This is a genomic window from Sphingomonas sp. 22R3R2A-7 (assembly GCF_036856055.1).
Lineage (GTDB): Bacteria > Pseudomonadota > Alphaproteobacteria > Sphingomonadales > Sphingomonadaceae > Sphingomonas.
The window spans coordinates 3,008,299-3,034,426 of the sequence record NZ_JASPFR010000001.1; the positions used below are offsets into that span (position 1 = coordinate 3,008,299).

Genomic DNA, 26,128 nt, shown 5'->3' on the forward strand with positions numbered 1-26,128 from the left:
GTGAAGATGCGTCCGAAATCCGTGGTCCTGGCCGAACGGCTCTATCTGGCGTCGATCGCGATCCTCGTCCTCATCAGCGTGCTGACATGGGACGCGGCGGTCGCGCAGGGCGGCGTGATCCTCGCCGGCGGCGTGACCGCGTTCGGGATCGGACTGTCGTTGCTGCTGCTGATCCTGACGACGCGCAAGGCCAGCCGGATCGCGCTCTGGCTGCTGATCGCACTGACCGCGCTCGGCGCGCTCGGGGTGGCGGTGCAGGTCAGCAACGGAATCCTCGCGACGGGTCTCAATGGCGTGCTCACGATCGTCCAGCTCGTCCTCACGCTCATCCCCATCGTATTGCTGTTCCGCCCGCGCGCACGCGCCTGGTTCGCGGACATGGCGTACCGCGACGACGACTATGAGGGCGATGCCGATGATGCGGAGCGCGAGGCATGATCCGCGCCTCGAACACGGTGCTGCGCGCGGCACTCGCGCTTGCGACGGGATTGCCCGGCGTCGCGGCCGGACAGGCCTATAGCTGTTCGGTCCCCGGCGGGATCGAGCGGGTCCGCCCCGATCTTCCGTCCGAACGCGAACCGGCGCGCGTCATGCCCGTGGCGAGCTACACGCTCGCGATTACCTGGGCGCCGCAATATTGCCGCGACAATGGCGATCGTCCGGGGTCGGCATTCCAGTGCGGCGCGGGGAACCGGTTCGGCTTCACGCTCCACGGCCTGTGGCCGGACGGCGCGGGCAAGACCTGGCCGCAATATTGCGCCGCGACGGCGATCGTGCCGCAGGCCGTCATCAAGCGGCAGCTCTGTTCGACGCCCTCAGCGCAACTGATCCAGCACGAATGGGCCAAGCACGGGACGTGCATGCCGGGATACCAGCCGGCGCGCTATTTTCGCCAGTCAAGCAGCCTCTACGCTCGCCTGCGCTATCCCGACATGGACGCGCTGTCGCGCACGCCGATGACCGCGGGGCGACTTGCGAGTGCGATGGCCAGCGCCAATCCCGGTCTCGAGGCCAGCATGATACGCGTCACGGCCACCCGGCAGGGGTGGCTCGACGAGCTCTGGATCTGCCTCGACACGCGGTTCCGCTATCGTCGCTGCCCGGCGCATGCGGGCGGTGTGACGGGCGGCACCGCGATCAAGATCTGGCGCGGCGGCCGCTGATCCGAAGCAGGCCGGGCTTAGCCCGACAGCGTGACGGTCGATGGATGATGCTTGTCGAGATGCCGCTTGATGATCTTCAGGTTCCGCGTGTTCGAGCGGAAATACAGGTCGGCGGCGTCGCCGACGAACGGGACGAACCCCAATACGGCATCGAAGCCGACATTGCCCATCATCCGCGCGATCTGGAATTTCGAGAGGCCGAGGTTGCGTGCCTCCCAGACGAGCCAGCTGCCCATCGCGGCGGCGATCAGGTCGCCGACCACCGGGATCAGCCCGACGATAAAATCGAGCCCGACGGGACGGTTGAGCCCCGGCAGGATGAACGCGCGTTCGAGGATACGCTCGAGCGCCTCGACACGCTGTCGGACAGCCGCCGGATCGCGGCCCAGCGGAAGCGCGGCGGCAAGCTGTGCGGGATCGAAACGGGACGCTGTGTTGGTCATATGTATCAGTTGGTGTCGGTACGCAGCCGGTTCAACGGGTGCCAGGCGCGACTATTCGCCTGCCACTGCGCGAGCCGGGCCGCGACCAGCGACCAGCGGAGGGGCCGCGCGAGCGGAATGAACGGGACATCCTCGTTGACCGCCGCATCGGCCTCCGCGATCCGCTGGCTGCGCGTCGCGAGCGTCGGTGCCTGACGCGCCGCCTCGACCGCCGCGCTTGCCGCCTCGCCGCAGGGCGCGCACGCGGTCGCGAGGTACCAGCGTGCGCTGTCATACGGCGCCACCGCGTCGACGAGCTTGAGGTCGGCGGCGCTGTCCATCGCCACGCGCTCCGGCGTGATGCCGATCGCGTAGAGCGCCGCGCCGAGATGCGCATAGAGCAGTGTCGCACCGGGGCCCGCGGGGAGCGCGATACGCAGGCGGACCGGGGCGCTGCCGTTCTCGCTCACCCAGGCGGCGACGCGCTGACGTGCGCCGACGCGGCGTTCATCCTGCGTCAGCAGCGTCCAGGCGGGAACCTGAGGCAGCCCGGCCGAGATCGAGCGGATCGGGGAGGATGCGATCGGCTGGCTCCCAGTTCGGCGCGATCGCGGATGTCAGCGCGACGCGATCGATCGCCTGTGCCAGCGCGGACCGGTTGGCGGGCGTCGCGAGGAAGCCGCTGCGGGATATGATCGCAAGTCCGAACAGGCCCACCGCGGGATCGACGCGGATCGATGCCGGCGCGATGTCCGTCGTCGCGAGCAGCGGCCAGTCGGCGAAGCTGCCGCCGCTTACCATGTCCGAGTCGCGCGCGGCAAAGCGCGCGATCGCCCGCGCCGCGCGCTCACCGATCAGCCGGACGTCGCGCTCGGGTTCCTCTTCCCGCTGGTCCTCCGGATCGGCGCGGTTGGGGTCATAGGCGGGGCGCAGCAACGGCGCGGTGCCGAACGCGGCGACGCGAAACGGTCCACTGCCGCCGCTCGGACGCACGCGCAACAGCGCGAGTTCGGGTTGCGCGAACAGCTTCAGCAGGTCGGGGCGTGGCCGGTTGAGCCTGACCTCGATGACCTGCGGCGTCATCACGACGATCTCGTCCACCGCGGTCAGGAAGGGGGTGAGCGGGTTGCGCGACCCGCGCGCCATCTGGCGGTCGAGCAGCCCGACGACCTGGTTCGCGGTCACCGGGGTGCCGTCGCCCCACTGGCCTTCGCGCAGACGGAAGATGTAGCTCATGCCGCCGTCGATCACGATCCAGCGCTCGGCAAGACCGGGTTCGATCTGGCCCGCGGCGTCGAACCGGACGAGTCCCTGCGCGGTCGCGTCGATCAGCAGCCGGTCCGGCGTACCAAGCGGCGTGCGGCTGGCGTCTGCCACGCGCGGCGGTTCGCCGATGGCGCTGACGACCACGGTGCCGATGTCGAGCCGGCGATTGCACGCCGCCGGCGCGAGCAGGACGAGCGCGGCCAGCGCGGACATGGTGGTGCGGACGGCGGGACTCGAACCCGCACTCCAGGGGAGGGAGATTTTAAGTCTCCTGCGTCTACCGGTTTCGCCACGTCCGCACACAGGTATCAGAAAGACGAGGCGGCGCGCAGGGTCAACCCATGGCGAACGCGAAATAGCGCCGCGTCGTCCGGCGAATCGCCCTGCGGCCTCGATATCAGTCGACGTTGAGCCGCGAGCGCATTTCCTTGCCGGGCTTGAAATAGGGGACGCGCTTGGCGCCGACCTCGACGACTTCGCCCGTCCGGGGGTTGCGCCCCGTCCTGGCGTCGCGTGCGCGCGTCGAAAATGCGCCGAAGCCGCGGAGCTCGACTCGGCCGTCGGCCGCGAGTCGCTTTGAAATCTCGTCGAAAAAGCACGAAACGATCAGTTCGACTTCGCGTGCTTCGAGGTCCGGATGTGCATCCGTCAGTTTCTGGACCAGTTCGGATCGTATCATTGTCGAGAGCCCCCGCCCATAAAATGCAAAAAACTGATCTAGGTCAGTAAAAGGGGCGATAGCACCAATTGGTCTGGTGTCAAAAAGCAAAAGGGACCGAAATGCATCAACGCATCCCGGTCCCCGTCTGGCTTACTTCTTTTCGGCTTCCGTGCGGGCCTTGAGAGCCTCGCCCAGGATGTTGCCGAGCGTCGCGCCCGAGTCCGACGACCCGTACTGCGCCACAGCCTGCTTCTCTTCCGAGATCTGCATCGCCTTGATCGAGAAGGTCGGCTTCTTCGAACGATCGAAGCCCGTCACCATCGCGTCGAACTTCTGGCCGACCTGGAAACGCTCCGGACGCTGCTCGTCGCGATCGCGACCCAGATCCGTGCGCTTGATGAAGCCGGTCGCGCCATCGTCGCCCTGCTGAACTTCGAGACCCGCGTCGCGGACTTCGAGAACGGTGACCGTGACGATCGCGTTCTTGTTCAGCTTGTCGCCTGCTGCTGCGATGCCGCCGGCCGAAGGCCCGCCGCGCTCGAGCTGCTTCATGCCGAGCGAGATACGCTCCTTCTCGGCGTCGATGTCGAGCACGACGGCCTCGACGGTCTCACCCTTGCGATGCAGGTTGAGCGCGTCCTCGCCCGAAACGCCCCAGGCGATGTCGGACATGTGGACCATGCCGTCGACGTCGTTGTCGAGGCCGATGAACAGACCGAATTCGGTCGCGTTCTTGACTTCGCCCTCAACGGTCGAACCGATCGGATGCGCGGCGGCGAAGGCCTCCCAAGGATTGGCCTGAGCCTGCTTGAGGCCGAGCGAGATGCGACGCTTCTCGGAATCGACTTCGAGGACCATGACGTCGACTTCCTGCGAGGTCGACACGATCTTGCCCGGATGGACGTTCTTCTTGGTCCAGGACATTTCCGACACGTGGACAAGGCCTTCGATGCCCGCTTCCAGCTCGACGAACGCACCATATTCGGTGATGTTCGTGACGCGGCCGGTGAGCTTTGCGCCGACCGGATACTTGACCATGGCGCCATCCCAAGGATCGCTCTCCAGTTGCTTCATGCCGAGGCTGATGCGCTGGGTGTCCTTGTTGATGCGGATGATCTGCACCTTGACGGTGTCGCCGATGTTCAGGACTTCGCTCGGGTGACCGACGCGCTTGTAGCTGAGATCGGTGACGTGCAGCAGGCCATCGATGCCGCCGAGGTCAACGAACGCACCGTAATCGGTGATGTTCTTGACGACGCCGTCGATGATCTGGCCCTCGGCGAGGCTGAGGATCAGGCCCGAACGCTGCTCTGCGCGCGTCTCTTCGAGAACGGCGCGACGCGACACGACGATGTTGCCGCGCTTGCGGTCCATCTTCAGGATCTGGAAGGGCTGGGGGATGTCCATCAGCGGGGTGACATCGCGCACGGGGCGGATATCGACCTGCGAGCCCGGCAGGAAGGCGACGGCGCCGTTCAGGTCGACGGTGAAGCCACCCTTCACGCGGCCGAAGATCACGCCCTCGACGCGGGTCGTCTTCGAGAATTCGGTTTCCAGCTTGTCCCATGCGGCTTCGCGGCGCGCACGATCGCGGCTGAGCATCGCTTCGCCGTGGACGTTCTCGACGCGGTCGACATAGACTTCGACTTCGTCGCCGACCTTGAGGTCAGCCTTCTGGCCCGGCGCTGCGAATTCGCGAAGCGGCACGCGGCCTTCCGACTTCAGACCGACGTCGATGACGGCCATGTCGTTCTCGATGCCAGTCACGGTGCCATGCACCACGCGGCCCTCGAAGCTGTCGGCGTCGCCGAGCGTTTCGTTCAGCATCGCCGCGAAATCGTCGCGGGTCGGCATTACCTGGGTTGCCATAGAATTCAGTAATCCTAGTCTGTTTCCGGCCAAGCGGTTGGGTCCGCTGGTCTTGGCCTTCGTTGCCGCGACGACCGAACGTCGGCGCAGCATCCGGACGGCACGAGGTGCGGAGGACGTAGACGCTGCATGCGAAAACGGCGCGTGAGACTCAGAGGTCTCCGCGCCTTCCTCCACGAGCATCGCTCGCCGGACGCATTGCCGTAGCGCAAACCGCGCTCCGGGGCAAGTTCGCTGCCCCGGGAGCAAGTCGCCGGGCGCTGCGTTTGGGGCTGCTCACAACGGGAGCGAAGATTTGAGCGAACGCGGCATTCTCGTGCTGGGCTGGATCGCCACGGCGACGGCGATCGTGATGTATCTGTCGTATATCGATCAGATCATGCTGAACCTCGCCGGGCAGAAGGGATCGGTGGTCCAGCCGTTCGCGACCATGGTCAATTGCGGGCTCTGGGTGGCGTATGGCGTGCTGAAGCCGAAGCGCGACTGGCCGATCGCGGTGGCGAACTTCCCGGGGGTGGTGCTGGGGGCAATCACGCTGGCGACGGCGTTGTAAGGGAGCACCTGCTTCCCTTCGTCGCGAGAGGGGGAAGGGACGCAGTACCCTTTAACCCCGTCATCCTGACGAAAGTCAGGATCCAGAGCCACATGGCGCGCCCTTCGTTACCCTGGATCCTGACTTTCGTCAGGATGACGGGGGCGGGACGCGGAAGGGCTTAGCCCGCCGCCTTCTTCGCCCGCTGCGCCTCGACCAGTGCGACCGCGCGCTGCACCGAGGCCTCGATCGACAGGAAGCTCGTATCAAGCAACGCGGCGTCGTCCGCCATGACCAGCGGCGCGGTCGAGCGGCCGCTGTCGCGCGCATCCCTGGCCCGGATGTCCGCCAGCACGCGATCCTTGCTCGCGGTCCCGCCACGCGCCTGCAATTCGGCATGCCGCCGCTGCGCGCGGATGTTGGGGGTCGCCTTCACGAACAGCTTGGCGTCCGCGTCGGGCGCGATCACCGTGCCGATGTCGCGCCCGTCGAGAATCGCGCCACCCTCCTGCGCGGCGAACCGCTTCTGTCGCTGCATCAGCGCCGCGCGGACCAGCGGATGCGCCGACACGATCGAGGCCAGCGCGCCGATATCGTCGTCGCGCAGCGCCGGATCGCTCATCATCGCATCGTCGAAATCGCATGCGGCGACTGCGTCCGCCTCGGTCTCCGGATCGAGCCCCATCCGCGCCACGTTCAACGCGACCGCGCGGTACAGCAGCCCGGTATCGAGGTACGGAAGCTTGTAGTGCCTGGCGAGCGCGCGCGCGATCGTGCCCTTGCCCGATGCTGCCGGGCCGTCGACTGCGATGATCATCTTAATTCCCCTGGCCGGTAAGCGCGTCGAGCGACCGGAAGAACATGGGATAGCTCGTCGCCACCGGCGATACGTCGTCGATCGTGACGGGCTCGAGCGCGCCAAGTCCAGCCACCACCATGCTCATTGCGATGCGGTGATCGAGTTTCGAGGCCACCCGAGCGCCACCGCGAATCGCCGCGCCGCCGGATCCGGTGATCGCCATCCCATCCTCATATTCCTCGCACACCACGCCGCACGCCTCGAGCGCGATCCGCATCGTCGTGATCCGGTCCGATTCCTTGACGCGCAGTTCGTGCGCACCGCGAGCGACCGTCGTGCCGGTTGCGAACGCGGCGGCGACGAACAGCACCGGATATTCGTCGATCATGCTCGGTGCGAGATCGGCCGGCACCTCGATCGCGGTCAGGGTGCGTGCCGGACCCTCAGGTCCGCGACCGGCTCGCCGCCGACGATCCGCGCGTCGAGCTCGGTGATGTCGGCGCCCATCATGCGCAACGCGGTGACGATGCCGATCCGCGTCGGGTTCAGCCCGACATTGCGCACGACGATGTCGGAGCCCGGCACGATCGACGCCGCGACCAGCCAGAACGCCGACGACGACGGATCGCCCGGCACGACGATGTCCTGCGGCGCAAGCTCCGCCTCGCCGGTGACAGAGATCACGCGGCCCGCCTCGGTCTCCTCGACGGTCAGCTTGGCACCGAAGCCGGTCAGCATCCGCTCGCTGTGATCGCGCGTCGCGACCGGCTCGATCACCGTGGTGATGCCGGGCGTGTTGAGCCCCGCCAGCAGGATCGCCGACTTCACCTGTGCCGACGCGACCGGCAGCGTGTAGCTGATCGGCACCGCGGGGCAGATCCCGCGCACCATCAACGGCAGCGTGCCGCCGGGCGAAGCGGTGATGTCCGCGCCCATCTGCGACAGCGGATCGATCACGCGACCCATCGGCCGTCCCGACAGCGAGGCGTCGCCGGTGAAGGTGCAGGTGATCGGGTGGCTCGACACCAGCCCCATCAGCAACCGCGTCGACGTACCCGAATTCCCCATCTCGAGCGCGGTCTCGGGCTGGAGCAGTCCGCCGACGCCGACGCCGTCGACGACCCAGATGCCGTCGTCCTGCCGCTCGATCGTAGCGCCCATCGCGCGCATCGCCGCCGCGGTGGCGAGCACGTCCTCGCCCTCGAGCAGGCCGGCAATCCGGCTGGTGCCGACCGCGAGGCTCGCGAACATCAGCGCGCGGTGGCTGATCGACTTGTCGCCGGGAACCGCGATCGAACCGGTCAGCGGACCGCGTGCGACCACGTCCAGAGGCTGGGGGAGGGGGTGTGTCATCGGGCCGGGCTTTTGACAGTGGCCTTGCGCTATGGCAAGGCGCGCCCACTTTGCGGGGGCATCCCCCACAATCTATCCATTCGAAAGGTTCTATCGGCATGATCAAGCCGGAATGGGGCACGAAGCGTTCGTGCCCGAAATGCGCGACGCGTTTCTACGACCTCGAAAAAGCCGACCCCGTGACCTGCATCGAATGCGGCTATGCGTGGGAGCCCGAGCCCATCCTGAAGTCGAAGCAGCCGCTGCCGTTCGAGGTCGCCAAGCCCGACACCAAGAAGCCCGACGCGGATCTCGAGGGTGACGAGGAAGAAGATATCGCCTCGATCACCGGCGAGGACGAGGAGCCGTCCGCGGACGACGAAGTCGATCTGGGCGGCGACGACGACCTTGGCGTCGAGACGCCGCAGGACGAGCACGAGCGCTAATCGAAAGAAATTTGGCGAGCGGTGTTTACGCCGCTTGCCAACCCGGGCGGGTCCGGTTAGTGACCCGCCTCCCAACGGGAATGGGGCCGTAGCTCAGCTGGGAGAGCGTTCGCATGGCATGCGAAAGGTCAGGGGTTCGATCCCCCTCGGCTCCACCATTCTCCTTAAGCCGTTGAAACCACGGTAAAGTATTGGGAAACAAAGGCTTTTTACGAGCGTCTAGTACAAAGGTACGAGGACGGAAGCCTATGTGTTCATACCTCCACAGAGCTCCTAACGGGGTCTATTATTTCCGCATGGGCATACCTGCGGACCTGCGGCCCTTCATGGCTGGGAAGCGGGAGATAAAGCGTTCGCTAGGTCTAAAGGACCGTGACGCCGCTAAAGCCGTGATACCCGATATGACGAAGTCTGCTCATGCCCTGCTCAAGCAAGCGGAGCGAGATCGTGATGCGGCTGCAAAGCCTTCAAAGTCCGCTGCTCAGATAGAGCGGGACCGGCAACGGTGGGAGGCTGAGCAAGAGCAAGCCGAGTATGCCGCTAACGAATCATTCGCCGCTGATATGGAGCATGAAGCTCTTGGGCCGATCATGGATGCGCTTAGCGAGGGCGTAGAGGCTGATGCTTCCCCGGCTGAGATAGCTAGGGCTGGGCGCTTGTTGGTCCTGCATGAGCGGGAGAGGGCAGCGGTGGAACTGGAAGTCCTGCGAAACAGCCTCCATGCTCGCTACGGACAAAATGCCCGTGAATCGGAAAGGCAAAATCAAGCCGTTGAATGCGAGCCTGCTATCGGGTCCGGTCTGTATCTCGACAAGGATATCCTAGACCGCTGGGCAGCGGAACGCGGTGTCGTAAAAAAGGGCAAGGATACCCATGAAGCCGTAGCTCGTTGGTTCTATGAGCGGACTGAGCGCAAGCCGGTTGAGTTAATCACCCGGCAAGACGTGCTGGCCTTCAAAGACAAGCTGCTCGCTGAGGGGCAGACGGTCGCTAATACGAACATGAAGCTATCCCGGCTGCGGACGCTGATTGGCTGGGCCTATCAAAACGATCTAGCGCCATCGAACGTAGCTGAGGGTATTAGCGTCAAGGTAGCGGACGGCGGCAAGATGCATCGCCAACCGTTTTCCCTGTCCGACTTGCAGGCCATCTTCGCCAGCCCCGTCTATGCCAACGGGGATCGGCCCAAGGGCGGCAGGCTTGAAGCTGCGTACTGGCTACCGTTGCTCGGTCTATTCACCGGGGCGCGGCTTGAGGAAATTGGACAGCTTCGCGTGTCGGACGTGCAGCGTAAGGAATACCCCGATCAAGACGGCAAGATGCTGTCAGGATGGTTCCTGCAAATCACTGAGGCTACCGACGCGCTGGGGCAGGATAACAGAATTAAGAATGCAGCAAGTGAGAGGCTAATCCCATTGCATCCTGAGCTGGAGCGGCTTGGGTTTATTACCTATGTCGATAAGCTGTCAGATCAAAAGGGGAGGGTATTCCCGGACCTAAAGGCTAACGTCTATGGTCGCCTTACTGCAAAGTGGGGTGAATGGTTTGGGCCTTATCTCCGCAAGGTTTGCGGTATCACTGACAAGCGTAAGGTTTTTCATTCCTTCCGGCATACCTTTAAAGATTATATCCGTAGGGCCAGGATCGCTGAAGGTGTGCAGCGGCAGCTAATGGGCCATGCAGGGAAAGACGTAGCTGACGATTACGGGAGCGGGTACGACCTACACAGCTTGGCGGAAGCAATGGCGACCTATCGGGTGCCGGGGCTCGAAATCGGGAAGCCATAAAGCCGAACATACAGATACCCGATTTGCGCCCGTCTCAGCCCCAAGGGGAGTCAATCGGATGCATTCGGGTATCTGTGTGGCCGGATTAGTTATCGCCTCTCAGCGACTCTCCTAGGGCGATTTGGGTAGGTGCGATCAATCCCCGTCGCACGCATGGCAGAGCGCAAATTCGGAAGTGCTTTCTTCGCCTAGGCTGTTGTCGCAATGGGTGCACACAGCGGATGATACTAAGGCTTCATCGTCATCATCACTACCGGTAGCGTTGTTGGCCTCCTGCTCCGCAACAGCATGGCCTAAATCTTCCGGATCAAAGTCGTCGGGGTTAAGCCCTGCTCTCCTAGCAGCAAGCCAAAGACGCTTTTCTTCCTCGGTGAACGCCACGGCTATCTCCTGAAAAGAGCAACCGTGCCGCGCAAACCTTAAGGCTTAGTAGGCGTCGTGGCCAAGCGGGGCGCCAGCCTCTCGGCGGGCCTGCTCCCCGGCCGACGTAACGCGGACGCCGGTAACGAGTTGATGTGCTCGTCAAAGTCCCGCCTTACCTAGGAGGTCGGCAGCCGAGCCGTCGAGCGCGGCAGCAATTTTGATAACATTGAGAAGTGTGACGTTGCGTTCCCCGCGCTCGATCTTGCCCATGTGGCTGCGATCGATCCCGGCCGCATCTGCCAACGCCTCTTGAGAAAGCCCCTGAGACTTCCTCGCGGCCCGCACCGCGTCGCCCAGCCTTCGCAGCCGTCCTTCTGTATCCGAATGTCCGGCAACACGTTCCACGGCTTGTGCGGTCACCGGGCCAGGAATAAAGGACCACGGTATTTACGACCCATTTGAAAGCGGGGTGGTGCCTGTAGGCCTTTTCCTATCTGCTCAGATGGCCATTGCACTCATCGGCCAGAGCGCTTCTCCTGCTGATAAATTGATCGAATGCTATGCTGAGAAAACGACGGTACTACGTCGTTCCACCGATCCGGTTGAGACCGTCTCCGACGCGATTGTTGGCCTCTGCCAAACGCTTGAAGCGGAAGCGAACGATGAAATCTACCACAGGTCCGTCCGCAGCGTACAGGAGGCGACCGGAGCGAGCTTGAGTGAAGCGACGAGAGTCGCCAGCTCCGTGCGTGATAGAGCGTGGCATGAATGGAAAAGAAGAATGCGGTCGCAAGTCGTCGCTGCGTTAGTTCAATCTCGGATGGAGCGAGCAGAAAAGCCGTAGCCACTCGGACTGTATTGCATCGGGGAGTTCGTTTGGCCATCAGCGAAAAATGTCGGGCTTACTTATTGAGTGGTGCCGACACGCGCGATTATCTTGATGGAGTACGTTCATCCGGGAATGGTCCACCCCGCCCATGCCAATGCCAGCACTAATTGTGGGAAGTCTGTAATGGCGAGCTTGATGCCATCGTATCCAAGCTTCGACATATCTGGTTCGTTGTAGCCATCTGGGAAAGTTACTTCCAAACGGCCGGTAGGCCAGTACTTAGCGATAAGTCCGGAGAAATTCCGCTCCTTAGATTCGCCATTACGCTCGGCACGCTCACGCATTTGCATATCCGAAAGGCTGTCTTGGTTGCGGCTTACAACGGGAGACAGACCGGCTCTCATTCTTTCGAAGTTTGCCCCGCCCCGCGCCAGATGGCATCCATAACAGGAGCGGTCGCGCGTTCGCCTCTTGATCCCGCCGCATTTAGCGCATGGACGTTCGAAATCGACATATAGAGCGACACCTTCGAGAAATGCCGCGAACCTCGCCCGACTCGCGACACGGCTTTTCAGTGCCTCTGCAAATGCAGGGTCGAGACGGCATAGAAGCCGTTGCCGTTGATCCAGTTTGTTGGCTCGTGGCTGCCGTTGATGAAGCGCAAACCGTGGGTCATAGTTAGGGCCTGTGTGGCCCGTTTTGCGACGGTTGGAAGGGTTACAGGTCAAAGCTCGCCCCATGTAGCAGCGCCGGTCGAGCGCATCGATCTGTTTCGGGTACATTGTGCTATCGTACTATGTACAATTTATCAGAATTTATCTGTGCCTGTCTTCGTGCAAAAAGCCTTGATAGTGTCGAGCGAAAGCCAATGCTTTCCATCAATTTTGATACGCCGCTTGCCCGAAGCCCCTAGCTGTATCTGATAGGGCCGACCGTTCACATGAACTATATCATCAGAAATCTTAAAATGGCCGCGAAACTCCTCAACAAGTGCACCGCTTTCGATTTTGCGGCTCTCAATAATCTGTTTCTGGATTGATCGGATTGACGCCGGCTTCTTTATAATCATTGGAGTACCTAGGCTCGCCAACAACCTTCCTACTTCTTTAACTGCAAGCGTATTGAGTTTTGCATTGATCATGTCTCTAGTGACAGAAAAATTGCGCTCGCTCTTGGCTAGTAGTTTTGCTAAAGCGGTGGGGCCTATCTTCAAAGTTTCCGGGGTTTGAACGAACATTGGAATTACGCGCTTCCATAATTCGTATGCCGCCTTTGGCTTTGGACGATATGCCCAAGGTTTGTCGAAACCAATGGCAACGCCATATTGAGCTTGGATCCGAGCAGCGGTAGCTTGAAACTCTCGTACAGCGACGGCCTGAGCATTACGGATTGCCCCCTGCTTGCCGTCTTGTGGGGGTTTGTTCTCCGCATTAGCGGCGGCTTCCGCTATCGCGTTGCTGAAGGGGCTTAGCTCTCGCTCGAAAACCTCCAGATGCTCTAAATCTAGCTCCACCGCCGCCACCGTCTTTGGATCAGCGGTCTTAAAGCTGTCTTCATCGTTCACTGCGTGAGACATAACATTCCGTCCGAGAGCTTCAGTGTTTCAGAATATATTAGCGGGCATTCATTGCGCCAGCCTTCTCAACTCGTTGAATGGCGGCACGGGACACCCCGTACTGGACAGCAAGAGCACCAAGGGACAGGCCCTGCGATCGCTGCGAACGTATCATGGCTTGCTGCTCGGCAGTGAGGGACGATGGTCTTCCCAGCGTCTTACCCTCAGCCTTCGCACGGGTTAGGCCAGCCTGCGTACGCTCAACCAACAGGTCCCGCTCAAACTCGGCAACGGCAGCGATCACGCCCATTGTCATCTTACCGGCAGCGCTAGTTAGATCGACGCCACCAAGGGCGAGGCAATGTACCTTCACGCCCTCCTGGGCGAGACTATCGACAGTGCTGCGAACGTCCATCGCATTGCGGCCCAACCGGTCTAGCTTGGTGACAATGAGGATATCCCCGGCCTCAAGCCTATCGACCAGCTTGGCAAAGCCCTTGCGCTCCATCGCAGCAACGGAACCCGATACAGTCTCAGCAATGATACGCTTGGGATCGACCTTGAAGCCTGCCCCTTCAATCTCTCGGGCTTGGTTGTCGGTAGTCTGGTCGGCAGTGCTGACACGGCAGTAAGCGAAGGTGCGAGCCATGATGGCCTCCTGTATCGAATAGGTGCATCGCTAAATCTGCTGTATCGTTAAACCTGTCAAGCTATCTTTCGATACAACGAATGTACCTGTATCGTAACCGGTCGATTTAGATACAGGTATTCGCAAGGGCTGGGCAGGGCGGGCATACGGGGGAATAGCTCGCGCCCACTTGTTTGATTGGTCCCTCGCGTAATGACGTCAGGATAAGGCCGTTGACTGCACGCTATCCGTAGCTGGGGAAGTAGCCGTTAAACACCAAGTCCCACCAAAAGAACGCATCTGCCGTCTTGCCTGCGCTTTCTGCCTCCCAAGCCTTCTCGGCTCTGCCAATCGCTGTGTTTATCCGGGACAATGCTTCCGGTTTCCAAGCCTCTGTGCAGGGGTAGACGTAGCCTGAAATGCCAACCGGATCTTGCATTGAAGACAAGGCGTTGTCTCGAAGCAGCCTCAGCACCCGAAGAACGTCTAGCGAGTAGATTATGGTTGACTCGCCAACGCAGTATTTGGTCGTTCGGAGCTCAAGGTAAAATGACCTAATCCCTATCGCCCTGCGGTAATTCCAAGACTTTATTAATCTTATGAGTGGCTTAACCCTGTTATCTAGACGGGTGTGTTGAATGTTGACCCATGCGTTGTGGGCGCTTGGACTAGATCGCATCCATCCCGCGTAGCGGTCGGGAATATCATAGATATTGTAACCATTTCCATTCTGCATAACAAAGTCCGCAGGCGTAATTTCGTGACGCTCACTCGCTGTTGAACCGAAGGGCACAACCACAGCAGGGCTGCGGACGGTCACACCTGTGTTGGGGAAGCGGCTTGCTAAAGAGTTTCTCACTTCTTGCAGGGTGGATGAGGAGTTCGTTTTCAGCTTCGATGTAGGAATTACGGCGAAGTAGTCAACGTCGCTAAAGCCGCTCACGCTGGTATGATGCCCGAAGGAACCTGAGCGAAAGAAGCTAGTCATCCCAAAATCATTTTTAAGTTTGACTTCAATGCTGACGCGATGGGAAGCGGCGGTTGTCGTCTCCGTGGTGGTCGGAGAAAGCCAACCGATTAGCGTTCGAAACCCTTCATCCACTGTCTTTGCCAATGCAACTCCTAGCCTGCTATTTGTTGATGCCGACGCCACAGTTGATCTAAGTGTGAAGCGTTCTTCTTGTAAACTCCGGGAGCCATCATGGGGCTCCCTCGACGGCAGAATTATAGTCCCCCATCAACACAAGCAGGTCACCCTCAGGGTATCCCGCTGCGCGAATTGCTCTGATTCTAGCTTGCGTCGATGACAGCGCTAAGTGCGCCCGCCCGTAATCTCGCGCGCTACCTAGTACCTCTTGTGAGATCAGAAAAGTTAAGACGACCAGTACAAGCCTAGAGGTGAAAGCGATCGTCTCGGTATCAACGAAGTAAACAGTTGATAGAAACAGCCCGAGGCAAATTCCTCCATAGAGCACGAGCTTCAGCCAAGTGACCGAGGCGCTTAGTCGGCAAAGGCGGCAGGAGTAAAACGCACTCTCCTCTATAAGCTCGAGCAGCCGCTCCTTGCCCTTCTCCTTTATGCTGGCAAAGAAATTCGGATTATGAGCCCGTTCCCCTTGCCCCTTAGTTACAGTGAATCCCGCCTCGATATCTCTCACTTCACCGGGTGAGACCGTGCCGTCTAAACCCTCAACGACTAGAAGCGCCCTTCGGCCTCGCTCCGCTTGCGCTCGACTAAATCGATAGAGCCAATCTACATATGCCCAGCCGGCAAAGATTGCAGCGGCAACAATCGCGAGAAGCAATGTTGCCGTCGTGTCGCTTACGAAGACGGTGACCGCTGAGAGTGCGACTAGGGCTAGCTGCGCCCGGCCCGACCAAGTGAACAGCCTTTCAGCTTTGCCGAACTCAGCGTTGGTCAAACCTTCCAGTATCTTAGCGCCAACTGCCAACCTGCTCGCTCCTTGATCGAGGGCATTATACTACTGATCTTGTCTAAGCCAAGCGTTCCCGATAGCTAGCCCGGCCCGCTGGACCTGTTACGTCAGGTACTGCAATCGCTACAGCGGTCTGGGAAAACCTTTGCTTATTCATGTTTACGGGGTTCGTCATTGATCCCGCTCAGCTCCAGAAATCTCCTACATTTGTCGTTCTCAATAGGCCCACGCTCGTTAGGTGATTCTGGACAGCGCCGATGGTGGATCGCTTGGCGATAGTGACACGTCATGCAGCGATGGAGAACCATGTGCGATAATGCAGGTCGCGCTAGGCGTGTCATAATCGTGTGGGGGCTGGGACCAGGTATACGGGGAGAACTGGGCTCACTCTTGTTCGAATTGCCCCCTCGCAAATCTCTATCAAAATTAGGCCGTAGAGGCTTCGAGGCAGGTGCGAATTAGCGGCGAAGTAGAAAACCCCGTGCCTTCTTGACTTCATTAACTAGATTGTGCCCTTCATAATTCAGGCCACCCAAGTCCATCCCCTCATAACCCATAAGCCATACTGTTAGGTCTCCGCTTTCAAAGCTCAGGGACTCTATCACGTTAGCTGCCCGCATCACACGGGTAGAGACCATCTTCATATGCGCCGCGTATTTTTGTACTCGTGCAATGCCTAAATTAACCTCTTCCACCTGTTGGGGTACTGTTCGCCCATAGCCTGCCTTCAATGCATCCTCATCTGCGCACTGGAACGGTGTGCAGGCCTTTTCCACATCATCTAATAATTCCCGAAGTATACGCTCCTGCCCGCGCTGTTCGCGAGATTGTTGATATTCAATCACAATTACGCTGCCCGCTATCGTTAAAGCAGACCCAACGAGTGCCCCCGCAAAAGACAGCCAATCACCTCGGTCCGCTCCTGCCGAACTGCCAATCGCAATACCAAGGGCGATACATACGATGACTAGCAAGATTGCGAGTAGGCCGATTGGGAGCTTTGAGTCCCAGTGCATCAGGCCATCATGCGCAAAGCAGAATTGCTGGTCAAATCTTTGACGGGCTAGAGGCCTTGGAATGCCAAATCGTTTGCCTCCGCTGGTACGGAGGGCTAACACAGCAGTTCCGACGCCGTAATAGAAGCTATTTTTTACAAGCAGTTAGTGGGTTTGCGGAGTCCCCCCCCTTCGGCCCCATCATGCTGCTACAGTCGCTGTCCTCAGTCGCCACCCTCTCGTTAGGTTATTCTGGAGAGAGCCGGAAGCGGATCGCTTGGCGACTGTGACACGTTATGCAGGGATGGAGAACCATGCGCGATAATGCAGGTCGCGCTAGGCGTGTCATAATCGGCTGAGGCCGGGACCGGGCATATGGGGTAACATTGCGCTCAGAACTGTTTGATTGCCCTCTCGCATATCTATAGCATTTTCAGGTCGGGCCGGGGGAACGTGGATGGAGCTTACTTTTCATGCGAGATACACGGACGGCAGGCGCAAGTTTGATGGTTTAGATCATTATGATGGCGCCCAATCGCTGCTGGGATTGTCACAAATCCTACTGATTGCGCTCAACTCATTCTTTAACAAAGAGATTCTAGTCCAAGCGCCGAGCGCAAAAGGCTTTCGCCTTGTGCTCGGTAAAAGCAAAGAGGGCAGTTGGGACCAAGCTGTTCATTTGCTCATTACTAATCCAAACGTTCTGGCGGTCGCGGAGGATATAGGAAAGGCTGGACTTTATGATCTCTTAAAATGGTCTTTGCTATCGGGCATCGGTGTCCCTTACCTCGTAGCGAATCGTAAAGCTAAGAAGATTATTAGAGAGCTAGAGCAAAAGAATGAGGATCTGCATGAAAAGCTAGATGAGGCCCTTAAACGTGTTCACTATCCCGTTAAGCATCAAGGTCTGACAATCCACGTTATGGCGGGGCGGCAGAATTTGGCAACGTTCAACGAAGCAACGCTTCGATACATTGAAACGGAAGTTGTTCATGAGGCTCAGCGTTACGAGCCTTTCGGCGTGAGTCGTCTCAATGCGCGAACTGGGACCGGTCGGTTCATCCCAAATATGGATGCGGCGTCAGTGCCGTTTACTCCGGTCGATGCTCTGAGTAAGGCTGCTAAACAAGCGCTTGGCGATAGCTTGGCTTATCTTACTCGCGATAGATTTGTACCCGTAAACGCGCTGATATCCGAAGTAACCTCAGCGGATGGTCACTTAAAGTCATACCGGCTTCACTCTGTAGTTCCTATTTGATTGTAAATGTTTTTCCATCACAGCTAAGGACTATGAATATGCACCAAATGAATGAACAATATGATGGACCGTTGCACATTACCTCGTCGACAATGATGAACGGCATGGTGGCGGGAAACCTTATCATAGACACGAATCAACGTGTGATGGTCAACGGCACGGTGACTGGAGATGTTATTATTGAGGTTGGTTCTCTAGTTGAGGTCAACGGTACTGTGAAAGGAGCTGTGTTGAACAAAGGTGCAGACGTCACGGTCGCTGGCGTAGTCGGTGCCGTGAATGACAGCGTGGGAGTCATCACGCACGTTGCGAGCGGAGCCATAGTTCGCGGTCAGCGGCGTTGACCCAATCGGGTGTTGCTTGATCTAGTACAAAGAGCTAACACAACGGTCCCGACGCTGAATTAAATACCCTTTGTTTTTCAATGCTTACGGGGATCTTCACCGATCCCCCTCGGCTCCACCATTTCCGCCGGACCGCGACGCGACCTCTGGGTATCCCCTCTACCGTCACGCTCAATAGGTCGCCTGAAAGCTTTCGGTCGCGACGCTGAGATCGTGCGTCAGCAGGTGGACCGATTCCAGATTCCTGCGAATTTGCATCGCCGTGGTGTTGAACCGCCGGTTACGGCTGGCAAGCTGTTCGACGCCCTCGGTCATCGCACGCGCGGTCAGGGCGGTTTCGTCGATCGCCGCGCTGATCGCCAGGATCCGATCATGTTGATCGCGGGCGGTATCCGTGACGACGACCGCACGCTGCTGGATATCGGCAATGTCGCGCGCAATCGCCCGATTCGCCGCGACCACGTCGCCCGTGGCCGCCTGCATCGCTGCGATCTGTGGTCCGATCCGGGCCACTGCCGCGGACGTCTGCGTCGCGAGCGCCTTCACCTCGGTCGCGACGACGGCGAACCCGCGTCCCGCCTCGCCGCTGCGCGCCGCCTCGATCGCGGCATTGAGCGCGAGCAGCCCGGTCTGTTTCGCGATGCCTCTGATGACGTCGAGGATGGAGCCGATCGACGCGGCATGGTCCGACAGGCCCTGCGTCAGATGGACGGTTTCATCCGCGTGCGCCATCGCACCGCTCGCCGCCGTGCTGGTATGGCGGATCTGGTCGACGACGGTATCGATCATCCCCGCCATGAGCGCGGAGGTATGCGCCGCATCCTGCATCGCCGCGGTAGACTGTTGCGCCGCGATCACGACCTCGCCCAGGTCGCGGACGATCAGCTCGAGCTCGGACTCGCCCGCCCGGCCCATCGCCTGACCCTCGGCCGCCGCCGCGTCGGTCTGTGCGACGACGGTGGCGATCGTCTGGCGGAACCGGTCGGCTTGCGCGGTCTGCGCCGCGACGGCGTCTGCGAGCCGCCGCTCGACGCTGATGTCGCGGTAGGTGATGACCGCCCGGCCGTCGTAGAGCGGCGTGAAGGCGATCTGCAGGATCATGCCGTCGTCGAAATGGTGATCGACCCCGTAGGTCGACTCGCTGGACCACCAGAGCCGATGATTCTCGATGACCGCCGCGGTTCGTGCGGCGGGCCATCCGACCGCTTCGCCGACGATGCCGAGATAGGTGGAGAGGTCCATGCCCGGGCGGACGCGGTCGCACGCGATGCGAAACAGCGCGGCGACGCGGGGATTGATCGCCGCAATGCGCTCGTCGCGATCGAAGATGACGATGCCGTCGGTCATTGCCGCCAGCGCGATCCCGAGCAGCGCCTGGGCGTCGTTTGACCGATCCGCCTCCTCGCCGCGAAGCGTTTCGAGGGTATGGGAGAGAACGGACGCCGACTGGATCTGCATCCCCCCGAGATCGCCCAAAATGGTTGTAACTCTGTTACTTAACCAGAATTAATACCGGATTTTGCGAGTGCGTTCGCGCCCGCTCAGCGCCGTGCCGGGTCGATCCGCCGCGCTGTCAGGATGCGGATCGGCGCGGCGATCATCTGCCCCTTCATCGCGCCTTCGCCAGCGGTGGGCGAGGTCGGCGCGGCGAGGATGCGACGGACGATGTCCATGCCCTCGACGACATGGCCGAACGCGGCATAGCCGCTATTGTCGCCGGGCTGATCGGGATGCGCGTCGAGGAACGGGACGGCGCCGACGGTGATGAAGAAATCCGCACGGCCGGTACCCGGCGCCAGACGCGCGAGCGAGATCGTCGCATCGGTGTGAAGGATGCCGGTCTTGCTGGTCGGCTCATGCGCGATCGGCGGAAACGCGCGTGCACCGTCCCCCTTGATCCCGCCTTGAATAAGCCCGGTGTCGGGTCCGAGGTTCATCGCCCGGTAGAAGGTCGTGTTGTCGAGCCGCTTCGCGTCGACATAGCGCAGGAAGTTGGCGGTGGTGATCGGGGCACGCTGTTTCTCGAGCTCGAGCACGAGCGCGCCCTCGCTCGTCTGGAGGCGCACCGTCACGGTCGCCGGCCTGGGGGCGGCGGGATCGGCTGGGGCGGATAGGGGGCGGAAGGGCCCGCGATCGGGGGCGGGGCGACGGGCGGCGGCGGTGCCGTCTGTGCGTGCAGTGGCGTGATGACGGCCAGTACCGTCAGAAATCCGTATCCAAGCCGCATCGACGACCTCCCGAAATGTGTCCCATTCGCGGACAGCGCGAAATGGGACGGTTTTGCCGCTGTTCCAAAAAGTAAACGCCGCGTTAACGCTGTATCATGACCAGACGCCTTGTCCTTACCAACGAAGCCGCGCGCCATCCCTTTCGTCGCACCCTGCCGCCGCCGGTCGTGCCGGTCGCGAAGAACGACGATCAGGACATCAAGCTGTTCGCGCTGAGCTTCGTCGCGTTCTTCACCTGTTTCTACAGCTTCATTTTCTGATCGACGGAAGACAGCCGTCCGTCGGCTCGTCGCAGGCGCGGTGGAGTTTCTGCGCGATCCAGGCGGACACGAGGCACATCGCCGCGACGAGGAACAGCATGTCCTCGGGCGTCACGCCCATCATCGAGATGCCGATCACCGCGATCGAGCCGATCGTCATCGCGCCCGAATTGACGACGTTGTTCGCCGCCACCGTGCGCGCGGTCTGGTCCTTTTCCACCGTGGTCGTGAGGAACGCGTAGAGCGGCACCACGAACATGCCGCCGGTGATCGCGATCATCATCAGCGAGCCGAGCACGGGCCAGGCGGCGGGCTGCGCGAGGAACTCGGTCCAGTCGTAATAATGGCCGGGGGCGGCGGGGTGCCAGGTCCGGACGAGGATCGAGAACAGGACGACGAAGCCCCCCATCGCGATCACCGAGGCGGGCGAGAACTTCGCCGAGATGCGCCCCTTCAGCATCGTGTTGATCACCACCGAGCCGATCGCGACCCCGACCGAGAACACCGCGATCACGAAGCTGGCGACGCGCTCGTCCGCGGTCAGGACATTCTTCACCAGCGGCGGGAACACCACGATCAGCACCGCACCGATCGTCCAGAAAAAGCTGATCGCGCAGATCGCGAGGAACAGCCGCGGGATGTGCATCGTCGCGCTGATCAATCGCCACGACGCGGTGAAGGGATTGTAGTTGAGGACGAGCGGCGGGCCCTCGCGCGGTGCCGGCGGAACCTCGCGCCCCGCGAACCAGCCGATCACCGCGATCGCGAGCACGGCGATCGCGGCCCGCTCGATATGTTCGGTCATGAATCCGGCGGTGATCGTCCCCATCAGGATCGCCAGATAGGTGCCCGCCTCGACCAGCCCTGTACCGCCGAGCACGTCGCACGGCGGCAGATGCTGCGGCAGGATCGCGTATTTGATCGGCCCGAAGAACGTCGAATGGACACCGAGGCACAGCACCGCGCCCAGCATCAACCCGAGCCCGATCGTCGAATGCCCGCTGCGCGCGACGAGGAGGCCGGTTGCGCCAAGCGCCATGATACCGATCTCTGCGCTCTTCACGAGTCTGATGATCCGCGCCTTGTCGTGGCTGTCCGCCAGCTGCCCCGCGAGTGCGGACAGCAGGAAAAACGGGAGGATCGCAATTCCGGTCGCCAGCGCGTTGAAATTCGCCTCCATCCGCGGATCGTTGAAGATCGCGTAGGTCGCGAACAACACCATCGACGTCTTGAAGAGATTATCGTTGAAGGCGCCCAGGAACTGAGTCGTGAACAGGGGCAGGAAGCGTCGTTGCTTCAGCAACCCGAGTGCGTTGCGCATGCGAAGAATAGTCCTGATCGTGGCAACAAAAGGTAAGCGGCCTTAGCCTAGCGGGTCCGGCACGCCAATGGCTTAGGGCGGATCGGTCTCGCACGCGCCGGGCGTTGAAGGCGGCGGCGTGCTGGACGCGTGGTCGTCCCGGCTCGCCGTCACCCCCGTGAGCCACCGGACGGTGCCGACAAAAGGGGGCAGCTGCGGCTCCACGCGCGCCGGCATGCCCCGGTTTGCCCTGCCGGAGACCGGTACGCGTGCCCGATCCGCAAAACCCGGTTTCGCCGACGGCATCTCGGGAGTAGGAGTGACACGTGCTGAGCCTTCCCAATCTCCTGACGCTGTCGCGCATCGTCGCGGTACCCCTCCTTGTCGGCTTCCTGTGGTGGCCCGGCTGGGCGGCAGGCTATGCGATTGCATTCGCGCTGTACTGCCTGATGGGGATCACCGATTATTTCGACGGGTATCTCGCACGGTCGAACGGCGCGGTGTCGAAGCTCGGCATCTTCCTCGACCCCATCGCCGACAAGATCATGGTCGCGGCGGTCATCCTGATCCTCGTCGGCACGCGCGACATTGCCGGGATCCACGTCATCGCCGCGCTCGTGATCCTATTGCGCGAGATCGCCGTGTCGGGTCTGCGGGAATTTCTCGCGCAGCTCCAGGTGTCGGTGCCCGTGTCGCGTCTCGCCAAGTGGAAGACGACCTTCCAGCTGGTCTCGCTCGGCGGGTTGATCCTTGCCGGTGCGCTACCGGATCTCGGCTGGGTGCAGGTGGTGGGCCTCGCCGCGCTCTGGGCGGCGGCGGTCATGACGGTGGTGACGGGCTGGGATTACCTGCGCGTCGGCCTGAAGCATATGGATTGATGTCATGACGATCACGCTGTTGTATTTCGCGTGGGTGCGCGAGCGGATCGGGGCGGGCGAGGAAACCGTCACCCCGCCGCACGACGTAACGACAATCGCCGATCTGGTGGACTGGCTGGCCACGTCGAGCGCGGGGCATGCTGCCGCATTCGAGGATCGCGGGCGGCTGCGCGCCGCGATCGACCAGGACTTCGTGCCGCTCGACACGCCGATCGGGCAGGCCCGCGAGGTCGCGCTGTTCCCGCCGGTGACGGGTGGATGATCCGCGTCGTCGTACAGAAGTCGCCGATCGACATCATGGCGGAGATGGTACGGGTCGAGGGCGAAGCAGGCGCGGTCGCCACGTTCACGGGCCTCGTGCGTGCCGATGACGGCGTCGAAACGCTGGAGCTCGAGCATTATCCGGGCGCGACCGAGGCCGCGTTGACGAAGGTCGCCGAGGGGGCGTGCGTGCGGTGGGGGTTGAGCGCGGCGACGATCATTCACCGGGTCGGGCCGATGCATCCGGGCGAGCGAATCGTGTTCGTCGCGGCCGCCTCTGCGCACCGCGGCGCATCGCTCGAGGCGTGCGCCTATCTGATCGATCGGCTCAAGACCGATGCACCGTTCTGGAAACGGGAAACCCGCGGCGCGGAGGCCAGCTGGGTAGAAGCGCGCGACGCCGACGAAGCCGCCGCCGCGCGCTGGGAGCGTTAGCCGATCTTCGGCACGCTCATGCCGTTCGTCAGGTGGACGACGCCATTGGTCGCCTTGACGTCGGCCTGATCGACATAGGCCTTGCTGCCCGCAGTATCGGTCAGTTCGATGTTGCCGTTCGCACCAAGCGATGCGGTCAGCGGCTGGCCTGCAAGCGTGGTCAGCACGGCCTTGCCGCCGCCCGCCGTGATCTTCTGCTTGAGCTGATCCGAGGTGACCGCGCCCGAGACGACGTGATATTTCAGGATCGTCGCCAGCGTCGGCTTGGCCTCGGGCTTCATCAGCGTATCGAGCGCGCCGGCGGGAAGACGCGTGAACGCCTCGTCACTGGGCGCGAACACGGTGAACGGCCCCGGGCCCGACAGCGTCGTCGCCAGATCCGCCGCGGTCACCAGCTTGGTCAGCGTCGCGCGGTTCGGCAGCGTCGGCAGCGCAGCGGCGATCGTCGACGTCGGTGCGGCCTGCGCAGGAGCTGCTGCACCAGCGGGGGCAGCGGCTGGCGCGGCGGGAGTCGCACCGGTCTGTGCGGTGGGATCCATCTGTGCAGACTGGCCGGCCTGTGGTGCCTGCGTCGTCGTGGCCGCCGCGTTAGGGGCGCTCTGCGTCGGTGCGGCGGGCGCCATTGGCGTGCGGCCTGGTGCCGTCTGGGCGACGGCCGGGGCCGCTGCGATCAATGCGGTGGCAATCATCAGGTTGGTCTTGGTGATCATGGGTTTCTCCTGGTTGGACACGATCTGGAAACATTGTTGCAATGCAAGATAGGCAACGCGGCGACCGTTTGCGAAGTTCCCGGGCGGGGAAAGGGGCCAGCCGATCCGTCTTTACGACGAACCGACAGGTTTTATCCTCTTGTTATCACGACAATCTTGGGACGATGACGCCATTGACGACGTGAACCATCCCGTTCGACTGTCGAACATCGGCCGTCTCGATGTAACTCTTGTTACCATTCACGTCGGTCAACGCGATGATGTCGCCGACCAGCGTTACGGTGATCGGGTCACCCTCGACCGTCGGCAGCGTCGCGGTGCCGTTGCCCGCCGCCACGCGCGCCTTCAGGTCGGCGGCGGTGATGTCCCCCGCAACGACGTGATAGGTCAGCACCTTCGCGAGCGACGCCTTGTTCTCGGGCTTGAGCAACGTGTCGACCATCCCCGGCGCGAGCCGGCCGAACGCGGCGTTGCTGGGCGCGAACACGGTGAACGGGCCCGTACCCGACAGCGTCGCGGTCAGGTCCGCAGCCTTGATCGCGGTGACCAGCGTCGAGAGATTGGGGGCAGCGGACGCATTGTCGACGATCGTCCGCGTCGCGATCATCGGCACGCCGCCGACGGTCGGGTTGGCAACCGCGATCGGGCCATTGGGCGTGGACAAGGCGGGGTTGGCGGGCGGCGGGGCGGTCGGCGTGCCGAGATCGTTGTTGCCGCTGCTGCAGGCGGCCAGCGCCAGCGCGGCGAGGGTGGTGGTGCCCAGACCGATATACAGCGGGCGCAGGTTCGACTTCGACATGTCTTCTCCTCGGGAACGGGCGCAGTCGCAGGGAAATACGGCTGAACCCGGTGTTTGTTGCAGGGATGTCACGATCACCGCGTGACGGCCGGCCGCATCGTCAGCGCGCGTCGGCGAGCGCCTGGGCGAGCAGATGAAAATCCTTTTCGCGCGGCGACGCCTTGCGCCAGACCAACGCGATCCGACGAAAGGCGTTGTCCGCATCGAGCGGCAGCGCGGTGATCCCGGTATTTTCGAGGATCCCCGCATTCAGCGCCATTTCGGGCAGCATCGTGATGCCGAGGCCGTTGTCGACCATCTGCACGATCGTGTGCAGCGACGTGCCCATCATCGTCGCCTCTGCCCGGATCTCGGGACGGTTGCACGCGGCGAGCGCATGATCCTTGAGGCAATGCCCGTCCTCGAGCAGCAACAGCCGCGTCTCGTCGATCGCCGAGGCCGGGATCGCGGAGGCGGGGATCGACGTCCGGTCCGCCGGCACGTCGTCGGTCGGGAACGCGACGAACAGCCTGTCGTCGAACAGCGTCTCGAACGCAACCTCGCCGCACGCATAGGGCAGGGCGAGCAGGACGCAGTCCGTCCGGCCGTTGTGCAGCCCCTCGCACGCCGCACCACTGGGCTCCTCGCGCAGGAACAGCTTGAGGTCGGGATAGTCGCGGCGCAGCCTGGGGAGGATACGCGGCAGCATGAAGGGGGCGATCGTCGGGATCACGCTCATGCGCATGTCGCCGGACAGCGGTCGGCCGGCCGCGCGCGCGATGTCGCCGAGTTCTTCGGCTTCGCGCAGCACGCGCCGTGCCTTGTCGGAGATCCGATCGCCGAGCGGGGTGAAGCGGACGACGCGCCGCGTCCGCTCGACGAGCACCACGCCGATCAGCGTCTCGAGCTCGCGAAGACCCGCCGACAGCGTCGACTGCGTGACGAAGCAGGCTTCGGCCGCACGACCGAAATGACCGTGATCCTTCAGGGCAACGAGATACTGGAGTTGCTTGAGCGTGGGGAGATAGGTTGCAGCCATTGATCGCTCATATCGATCGCCGACCCCCTATTGTCCATGCCGCGTCGATGACC

Annotated in this window: 31 protein-coding genes, 2 tRNA genes and 1 pseudogene; 12 read left to right on the forward strand and 22 right to left on the reverse strand. The window is 61.8% G+C overall.

The genetic code is table 11. The annotated features are described in order from the left end of the window. The first annotated feature begins 6 nt into the window (after positions 1 to 6). Positions 7 to 438: a hypothetical protein gene (locus QP165_RS14350; protein ID WP_333996146.1), complete on the forward strand. Its 432-nt coding sequence runs from the start codon at positions 7 to 9 to the stop codon at positions 436 to 438. After that, a complete protein-coding gene (locus QP165_RS14355; protein ID WP_333996147.1) occupies positions 435 to 1,163 on the forward strand; it encodes a ribonuclease T2 family protein in 729 nt (242 codons plus the stop codon). Before QP165_RS14350 ends, QP165_RS14355 begins: the two co-directional genes overlap by 4 nt. Positions 1,164 to 1,180: 17 nt before the next feature. Here the strand turns inward: QP165_RS14355 and QP165_RS14360 are convergent, their stop codons facing one another. The 6 genes from QP165_RS14360 to rpsA all read right to left on the reverse strand — a co-directional run bounded on the left by QP165_RS14360 (position 1,181) and on the right by rpsA (position 5,381). Further along, entirely contained in the window at positions 1,181 to 1,606 is a 426-nt protein-coding gene (locus QP165_RS14360) for a DUF4112 domain-containing protein (protein ID WP_333996148.1), read from the reverse strand. A 5-nt stretch (positions 1,607 to 1,611) separates the two neighbouring features. After that, positions 1,612 to 2,055, reverse strand: coding sequence for a hypothetical protein (locus QP165_RS14365; protein WP_333996149.1), 444 nt, complete (start codon positions 2,053 to 2,055; stop codon positions 1,612 to 1,614). 37 nt (positions 2,056 to 2,092) lie between these two features. After that, positions 2,093 to 3,064 (reverse strand): ABC transporter substrate-binding protein, encoded by a 972-nt coding sequence (locus QP165_RS14370; protein WP_333996150.1) that lies wholly within the window; start codon positions 3,062 to 3,064, stop codon positions 2,093 to 2,095. 2 nt (positions 3,065 to 3,066) lie between these two features. Then, positions 3,067 to 3,150, reverse strand: a tRNA-Leu gene (locus QP165_RS14375). A 98-nt stretch (positions 3,151 to 3,248) separates the two neighbouring features. Further along, entirely contained in the window at positions 3,249 to 3,530 is a 282-nt protein-coding gene (locus tag QP165_RS14380; RefSeq protein ID WP_056020619.1) for an integration host factor subunit beta, read from the reverse strand. A 132-nt stretch (positions 3,531 to 3,662) separates the two neighbouring features. After that, complete coding sequence (gene rpsA, locus QP165_RS14385; protein ID WP_055879635.1) at positions 3,663 to 5,381, reverse strand: 30S ribosomal protein S1; 1,719 nt, start codon at positions 5,379 to 5,381, stop codon at positions 3,663 to 3,665. A 295-nt stretch (positions 5,382 to 5,676) separates the two neighbouring features. Here rpsA and QP165_RS14390 point away from each other — a divergent pair, with 295 nt between their 5' ends. Next, positions 5,677 to 5,934, forward strand: coding sequence for a SemiSWEET family transporter (locus tag QP165_RS14390; protein WP_031441625.1), 258 nt, complete (start codon positions 5,677 to 5,679; stop codon positions 5,932 to 5,934). Positions 5,935 to 6,094: 160 nt separating this feature from the next. Here the strand turns inward: QP165_RS14390 and cmk are convergent, their stop codons facing one another. Both cmk and aroA read right to left on the reverse strand, forming a co-directional pair. Beyond that, on the reverse strand, positions 6,095 to 6,730 hold the full coding sequence (gene cmk / locus QP165_RS14395; RefSeq protein ID WP_333996151.1) for a (d)CMP kinase: 636 nt from the start codon (positions 6,728 to 6,730) through the stop codon (positions 6,095 to 6,097). Between the two features lies 1 nt (position 6,731). Then, a pseudogene (gene aroA, locus QP165_RS14400) lies at positions 6,732 to 8,065 on the reverse strand (3-phosphoshikimate 1-carboxyvinyltransferase). Positions 8,066 to 8,163: 98 nt separating this feature from the next. On the opposite strand from aroA, the gene QP165_RS14405 reads away from it, so the two are divergent. The 3 genes from QP165_RS14405 (at position 8,164) to QP165_RS14415 (ending at position 10,277) form a co-directional block, all read left to right on the forward strand. Then, positions 8,164 to 8,490, forward strand: coding sequence for a TIGR02300 family protein (locus QP165_RS14405; RefSeq protein ID WP_031395784.1), 327 nt, complete (start codon positions 8,164 to 8,166; stop codon positions 8,488 to 8,490). Positions 8,491 to 8,572: 82 nt separating this feature from the next. Beyond that, positions 8,573 to 8,648 (forward strand) — tRNA-Ala (locus QP165_RS14410). A gap of 90 nt (positions 8,649 to 8,738) precedes the next feature. Beyond that, on the forward strand, positions 8,739 to 10,277 hold the full coding sequence (locus QP165_RS14415) for a site-specific integrase (protein ID WP_333996152.1): 1,539 nt from the start codon (positions 8,739 to 8,741) through the stop codon (positions 10,275 to 10,277). Between the two features lie 135 nt (positions 10,278 to 10,412). Here the strand turns inward: QP165_RS14415 and QP165_RS14420 are convergent, their stop codons facing one another. The 8 genes from QP165_RS14420 to QP165_RS14455 all read right to left on the reverse strand — a co-directional run bounded on the left by QP165_RS14420 (position 10,413) and on the right by QP165_RS14455 (position 16,605). Beyond that, positions 10,413 to 10,658 carry a hypothetical protein gene (locus QP165_RS14420; protein WP_333996153.1) on the reverse strand — a complete coding sequence of 82 codons (246 nt, stop codon included), beginning with the start codon at positions 10,656 to 10,658 and terminating at the stop codon, positions 10,413 to 10,415. Between the two features lie 141 nt (positions 10,659 to 10,799). Next, the gene (locus QP165_RS14425) at positions 10,800 to 11,045 is read right to left on the reverse strand and encodes a helix-turn-helix domain-containing protein (protein ID WP_333996154.1); all 246 of its coding nucleotides are present in this window, start codon (positions 11,043 to 11,045) and stop codon (positions 10,800 to 10,802) included. A gap of 546 nt (positions 11,046 to 11,591) precedes the next feature. Beyond that, positions 11,592 to 11,813: a hypothetical protein gene (locus QP165_RS14430; RefSeq protein WP_333996155.1), complete on the reverse strand. Its 222-nt coding sequence runs from the start codon at positions 11,811 to 11,813 to the stop codon at positions 11,592 to 11,594. A gap of 464 nt (positions 11,814 to 12,277) precedes the next feature. Beyond that, the gene (locus QP165_RS14435) at positions 12,278 to 13,033 is read right to left on the reverse strand and encodes a hypothetical protein (protein ID WP_333996156.1); all 756 of its coding nucleotides are present in this window, start codon (positions 13,031 to 13,033) and stop codon (positions 12,278 to 12,280) included. Between the two features lie 49 nt (positions 13,034 to 13,082). Continuing rightward, entirely contained in the window at positions 13,083 to 13,673 is a 591-nt protein-coding gene (locus tag QP165_RS14440; RefSeq protein ID WP_333996157.1) for a recombinase family protein, read from the reverse strand. Between the two features lie 223 nt (positions 13,674 to 13,896). Further along, a complete protein-coding gene (locus QP165_RS14445) occupies positions 13,897 to 14,766 on the reverse strand; it encodes an SMODS domain-containing nucleotidyltransferase (RefSeq protein ID WP_333996158.1) in 870 nt (289 codons plus the stop codon). 85 nt (positions 14,767 to 14,851) lie between these two features. After that, positions 14,852 to 15,604, reverse strand: a complete 753-nt coding sequence (locus QP165_RS14450; protein ID WP_333996159.1) for a hypothetical protein — start codon at positions 15,602 to 15,604, stop codon at positions 14,852 to 14,854. Positions 15,605 to 16,047: 443 nt separating this feature from the next. Then, positions 16,048 to 16,605: a hypothetical protein gene (locus QP165_RS14455; protein WP_333996160.1), complete on the reverse strand. Its 558-nt coding sequence runs from the start codon at positions 16,603 to 16,605 to the stop codon at positions 16,048 to 16,050. Between the two features lie 436 nt (positions 16,606 to 17,041). Here QP165_RS14455 and QP165_RS14460 point away from each other — a divergent pair, with 436 nt between their 5' ends. Both QP165_RS14460 and QP165_RS14465 read left to right on the forward strand, forming a co-directional pair. Beyond that, positions 17,042 to 17,842, forward strand: a complete 801-nt coding sequence (locus tag QP165_RS14460) for a DUF7946 domain-containing protein (protein ID WP_333996161.1) — start codon at positions 17,042 to 17,044, stop codon at positions 17,840 to 17,842. Between the two features lie 47 nt (positions 17,843 to 17,889). Next, positions 17,890 to 18,186, forward strand: coding sequence for a hypothetical protein (locus tag QP165_RS14465; RefSeq protein WP_333996162.1), 297 nt, complete (start codon positions 17,890 to 17,892; stop codon positions 18,184 to 18,186). 171 nt (positions 18,187 to 18,357) lie between these two features. Here QP165_RS14465 and QP165_RS14470 read toward each other — a convergent pair whose 3' ends face one another. After that, positions 18,358 to 19,644 (reverse strand): methyl-accepting chemotaxis protein, encoded by a 1,287-nt coding sequence (locus QP165_RS14470; protein ID WP_333996163.1) that lies wholly within the window; start codon positions 19,642 to 19,644, stop codon positions 18,358 to 18,360. Between the two features lie 83 nt (positions 19,645 to 19,727). Continuing rightward, the gene (locus QP165_RS14475) at positions 19,728 to 20,258 is read right to left on the reverse strand and encodes a peptidylprolyl isomerase (RefSeq protein ID WP_327196470.1); all 531 of its coding nucleotides are present in this window, start codon (positions 20,256 to 20,258) and stop codon (positions 19,728 to 19,730) included. Between the two features lie 251 nt (positions 20,259 to 20,509). On the opposite strand from QP165_RS14475, the gene QP165_RS14480 reads away from it, so the two are divergent. Beyond that, positions 20,510 to 20,674, forward strand: a complete 165-nt coding sequence (locus QP165_RS14480) for a hypothetical protein (RefSeq protein WP_200916233.1) — start codon at positions 20,510 to 20,512, stop codon at positions 20,672 to 20,674. Here QP165_RS14480 and QP165_RS14485 read toward each other — a convergent pair. Beyond that, on the reverse strand, positions 20,664 to 21,995 hold the full coding sequence (locus tag QP165_RS14485) for an MFS transporter (RefSeq protein WP_333996164.1): 1,332 nt from the start codon (positions 21,993 to 21,995) through the stop codon (positions 20,664 to 20,666). The genes QP165_RS14480 and QP165_RS14485 overlap by 11 nt on opposite strands. 305 nt (positions 21,996 to 22,300) lie before the next feature. On the opposite strand from QP165_RS14485, the gene pgsA reads away from it, so the two are divergent. Genes pgsA through QP165_RS14500 form a run of 3 tightly spaced genes read left to right on the forward strand, consistent with a single transcriptional unit; the run spans position 22,301 to position 23,548 of the window. Continuing rightward, positions 22,301 to 22,852, forward strand: coding sequence for a CDP-diacylglycerol--glycerol-3-phosphate 3-phosphatidyltransferase (pgsA, locus tag QP165_RS14490; RefSeq protein ID WP_056020636.1), 552 nt, complete (start codon positions 22,301 to 22,303; stop codon positions 22,850 to 22,852). 4 nt (positions 22,853 to 22,856) lie between these two features. After that, positions 22,857 to 23,114: a molybdopterin converting factor subunit 1 gene (gene moaD / locus QP165_RS14495; RefSeq protein WP_333996165.1), complete on the forward strand. Its 258-nt coding sequence runs from the start codon at positions 22,857 to 22,859 to the stop codon at positions 23,112 to 23,114. After that, entirely contained in the window at positions 23,111 to 23,548 is a 438-nt protein-coding gene (locus QP165_RS14500; protein WP_333996166.1) for a molybdenum cofactor biosynthesis protein MoaE, read from the forward strand. The genes moaD and QP165_RS14500 overlap by 4 nt, the downstream gene beginning before the upstream one ends. On the opposite strand, the gene QP165_RS14505 is transcribed toward QP165_RS14500, so the two are convergent. The 3 genes from QP165_RS14505 to QP165_RS14515 form a co-directional block, all read right to left on the reverse strand. Then, positions 23,545 to 24,258, reverse strand: coding sequence for a fasciclin domain-containing protein (locus QP165_RS14505; protein ID WP_333996167.1), 714 nt, complete (start codon positions 24,256 to 24,258; stop codon positions 23,545 to 23,547). The genes QP165_RS14500 and QP165_RS14505 overlap by 4 nt on opposite strands. Positions 24,259 to 24,403: 145 nt before the next feature. After that, positions 24,404 to 25,057, reverse strand: a complete 654-nt coding sequence (locus QP165_RS14510) for a fasciclin domain-containing protein (protein ID WP_082445941.1) — start codon at positions 25,055 to 25,057, stop codon at positions 24,404 to 24,406. Between the two features lie 100 nt (positions 25,058 to 25,157). Beyond that, positions 25,158 to 26,075 carry a hydrogen peroxide-inducible genes activator gene (locus tag QP165_RS14515; RefSeq protein WP_056020646.1) on the reverse strand — a complete coding sequence of 306 codons (918 nt, stop codon included), beginning with the start codon at positions 26,073 to 26,075 and terminating at the stop codon, positions 25,158 to 25,160. Positions 26,076 to 26,128 lie beyond the last annotated feature (53 nt).

Bases quoted from the DNA above. Each gene is read 5' to 3' on its own strand.
- QP165_RS14350 (WP_333996146.1), top strand. From the start codon at position 7: ATGCGTCCGAAATCCGTGGTCCTGGCCGAACGGCTCTATCTGGCGTCG.
- QP165_RS14355 (WP_333996147.1), top strand. From the start codon at position 435: ATGATCCGCGCCTCGAACACGGTGCTGCGCGCGGCACTCGCGCTTGCG.
- QP165_RS14360 (WP_333996148.1), bottom strand. From the start codon at position 1,606: ATGACCAACACAGCGTCCCGTTTCGATCCCGCACAGCTTGCCGCCGCG.
- QP165_RS14370 (WP_333996150.1), bottom strand. From the start codon at position 3,064: ATGTCCGCGCTGGCCGCGCTCGTCCTGCTCGCGCCGGCGGCGTGCAAT.
- QP165_RS14380 (WP_056020619.1), bottom strand. From the start codon at position 3,530: ATGATACGATCCGAACTGGTCCAGAAACTGACGGATGCACATCCGGAC.
- rpsA (WP_055879635.1), bottom strand. From the start codon at position 5,381: ATGGCAACCCAGGTAATGCCGACCCGCGACGATTTCGCGGCGATGCTG.
- cmk (WP_333996151.1), bottom strand. From the start codon at position 6,730: ATGATCATCGCAGTCGACGGCCCGGCAGCATCGGGCAAGGGCACGATC.
- QP165_RS14405 (WP_031395784.1), top strand. From the start codon at position 8,164: ATGATCAAGCCGGAATGGGGCACGAAGCGTTCGTGCCCGAAATGCGCG.
- QP165_RS14415 (WP_333996152.1), top strand. From the start codon at position 8,739: ATGTGTTCATACCTCCACAGAGCTCCTAACGGGGTCTATTATTTCCGC.
- QP165_RS14430 (WP_333996155.1), bottom strand. From the start codon at position 11,813: ATGCGTGAGCGTGCCGAGCGTAATGGCGAATCTAAGGAGCGGAATTTC.
- QP165_RS14440 (WP_333996157.1), bottom strand. From the start codon at position 13,673: ATGGCTCGCACCTTCGCTTACTGCCGTGTCAGCACTGCCGACCAGACT.
- QP165_RS14455 (WP_333996160.1), bottom strand. From the start codon at position 16,605: ATGCACTGGGACTCAAAGCTCCCAATCGGCCTACTCGCAATCTTGCTA.
- QP165_RS14460 (WP_333996161.1), top strand. From the start codon at position 17,042: ATGGAGCTTACTTTTCATGCGAGATACACGGACGGCAGGCGCAAGTTT.
- QP165_RS14465 (WP_333996162.1), top strand. From the start codon at position 17,890: ATGAATGAACAATATGATGGACCGTTGCACATTACCTCGTCGACAATG.
- QP165_RS14470 (WP_333996163.1), bottom strand. From the start codon at position 19,644: ATGCAGATCCAGTCGGCGTCCGTTCTCTCCCATACCCTCGAAACGCTT.
- QP165_RS14480 (WP_200916233.1), top strand. From the start codon at position 20,510: ATGACCAGACGCCTTGTCCTTACCAACGAAGCCGCGCGCCATCCCTTT.
- QP165_RS14485 (WP_333996164.1), bottom strand. From the start codon at position 21,995: ATGCGCAACGCACTCGGGTTGCTGAAGCAACGACGCTTCCTGCCCCTG.
- moaD (WP_333996165.1), top strand. From the start codon at position 22,857: ATGACGATCACGCTGTTGTATTTCGCGTGGGTGCGCGAGCGGATCGGG.
- QP165_RS14500 (WP_333996166.1), top strand. From the start codon at position 23,111: ATGATCCGCGTCGTCGTACAGAAGTCGCCGATCGACATCATGGCGGAG.
- QP165_RS14505 (WP_333996167.1), bottom strand. From the start codon at position 24,258: ATGATCACCAAGACCAACCTGATGATTGCCACCGCATTGATCGCAGCG.
- QP165_RS14510 (WP_082445941.1), bottom strand. From the start codon at position 25,057: ATGTCGAAGTCGAACCTGCGCCCGCTGTATATCGGTCTGGGCACCACC.
- QP165_RS14515 (WP_056020646.1), bottom strand. From the start codon at position 26,075: ATGGCTGCAACCTATCTCCCCACGCTCAAGCAACTCCAGTATCTCGTT.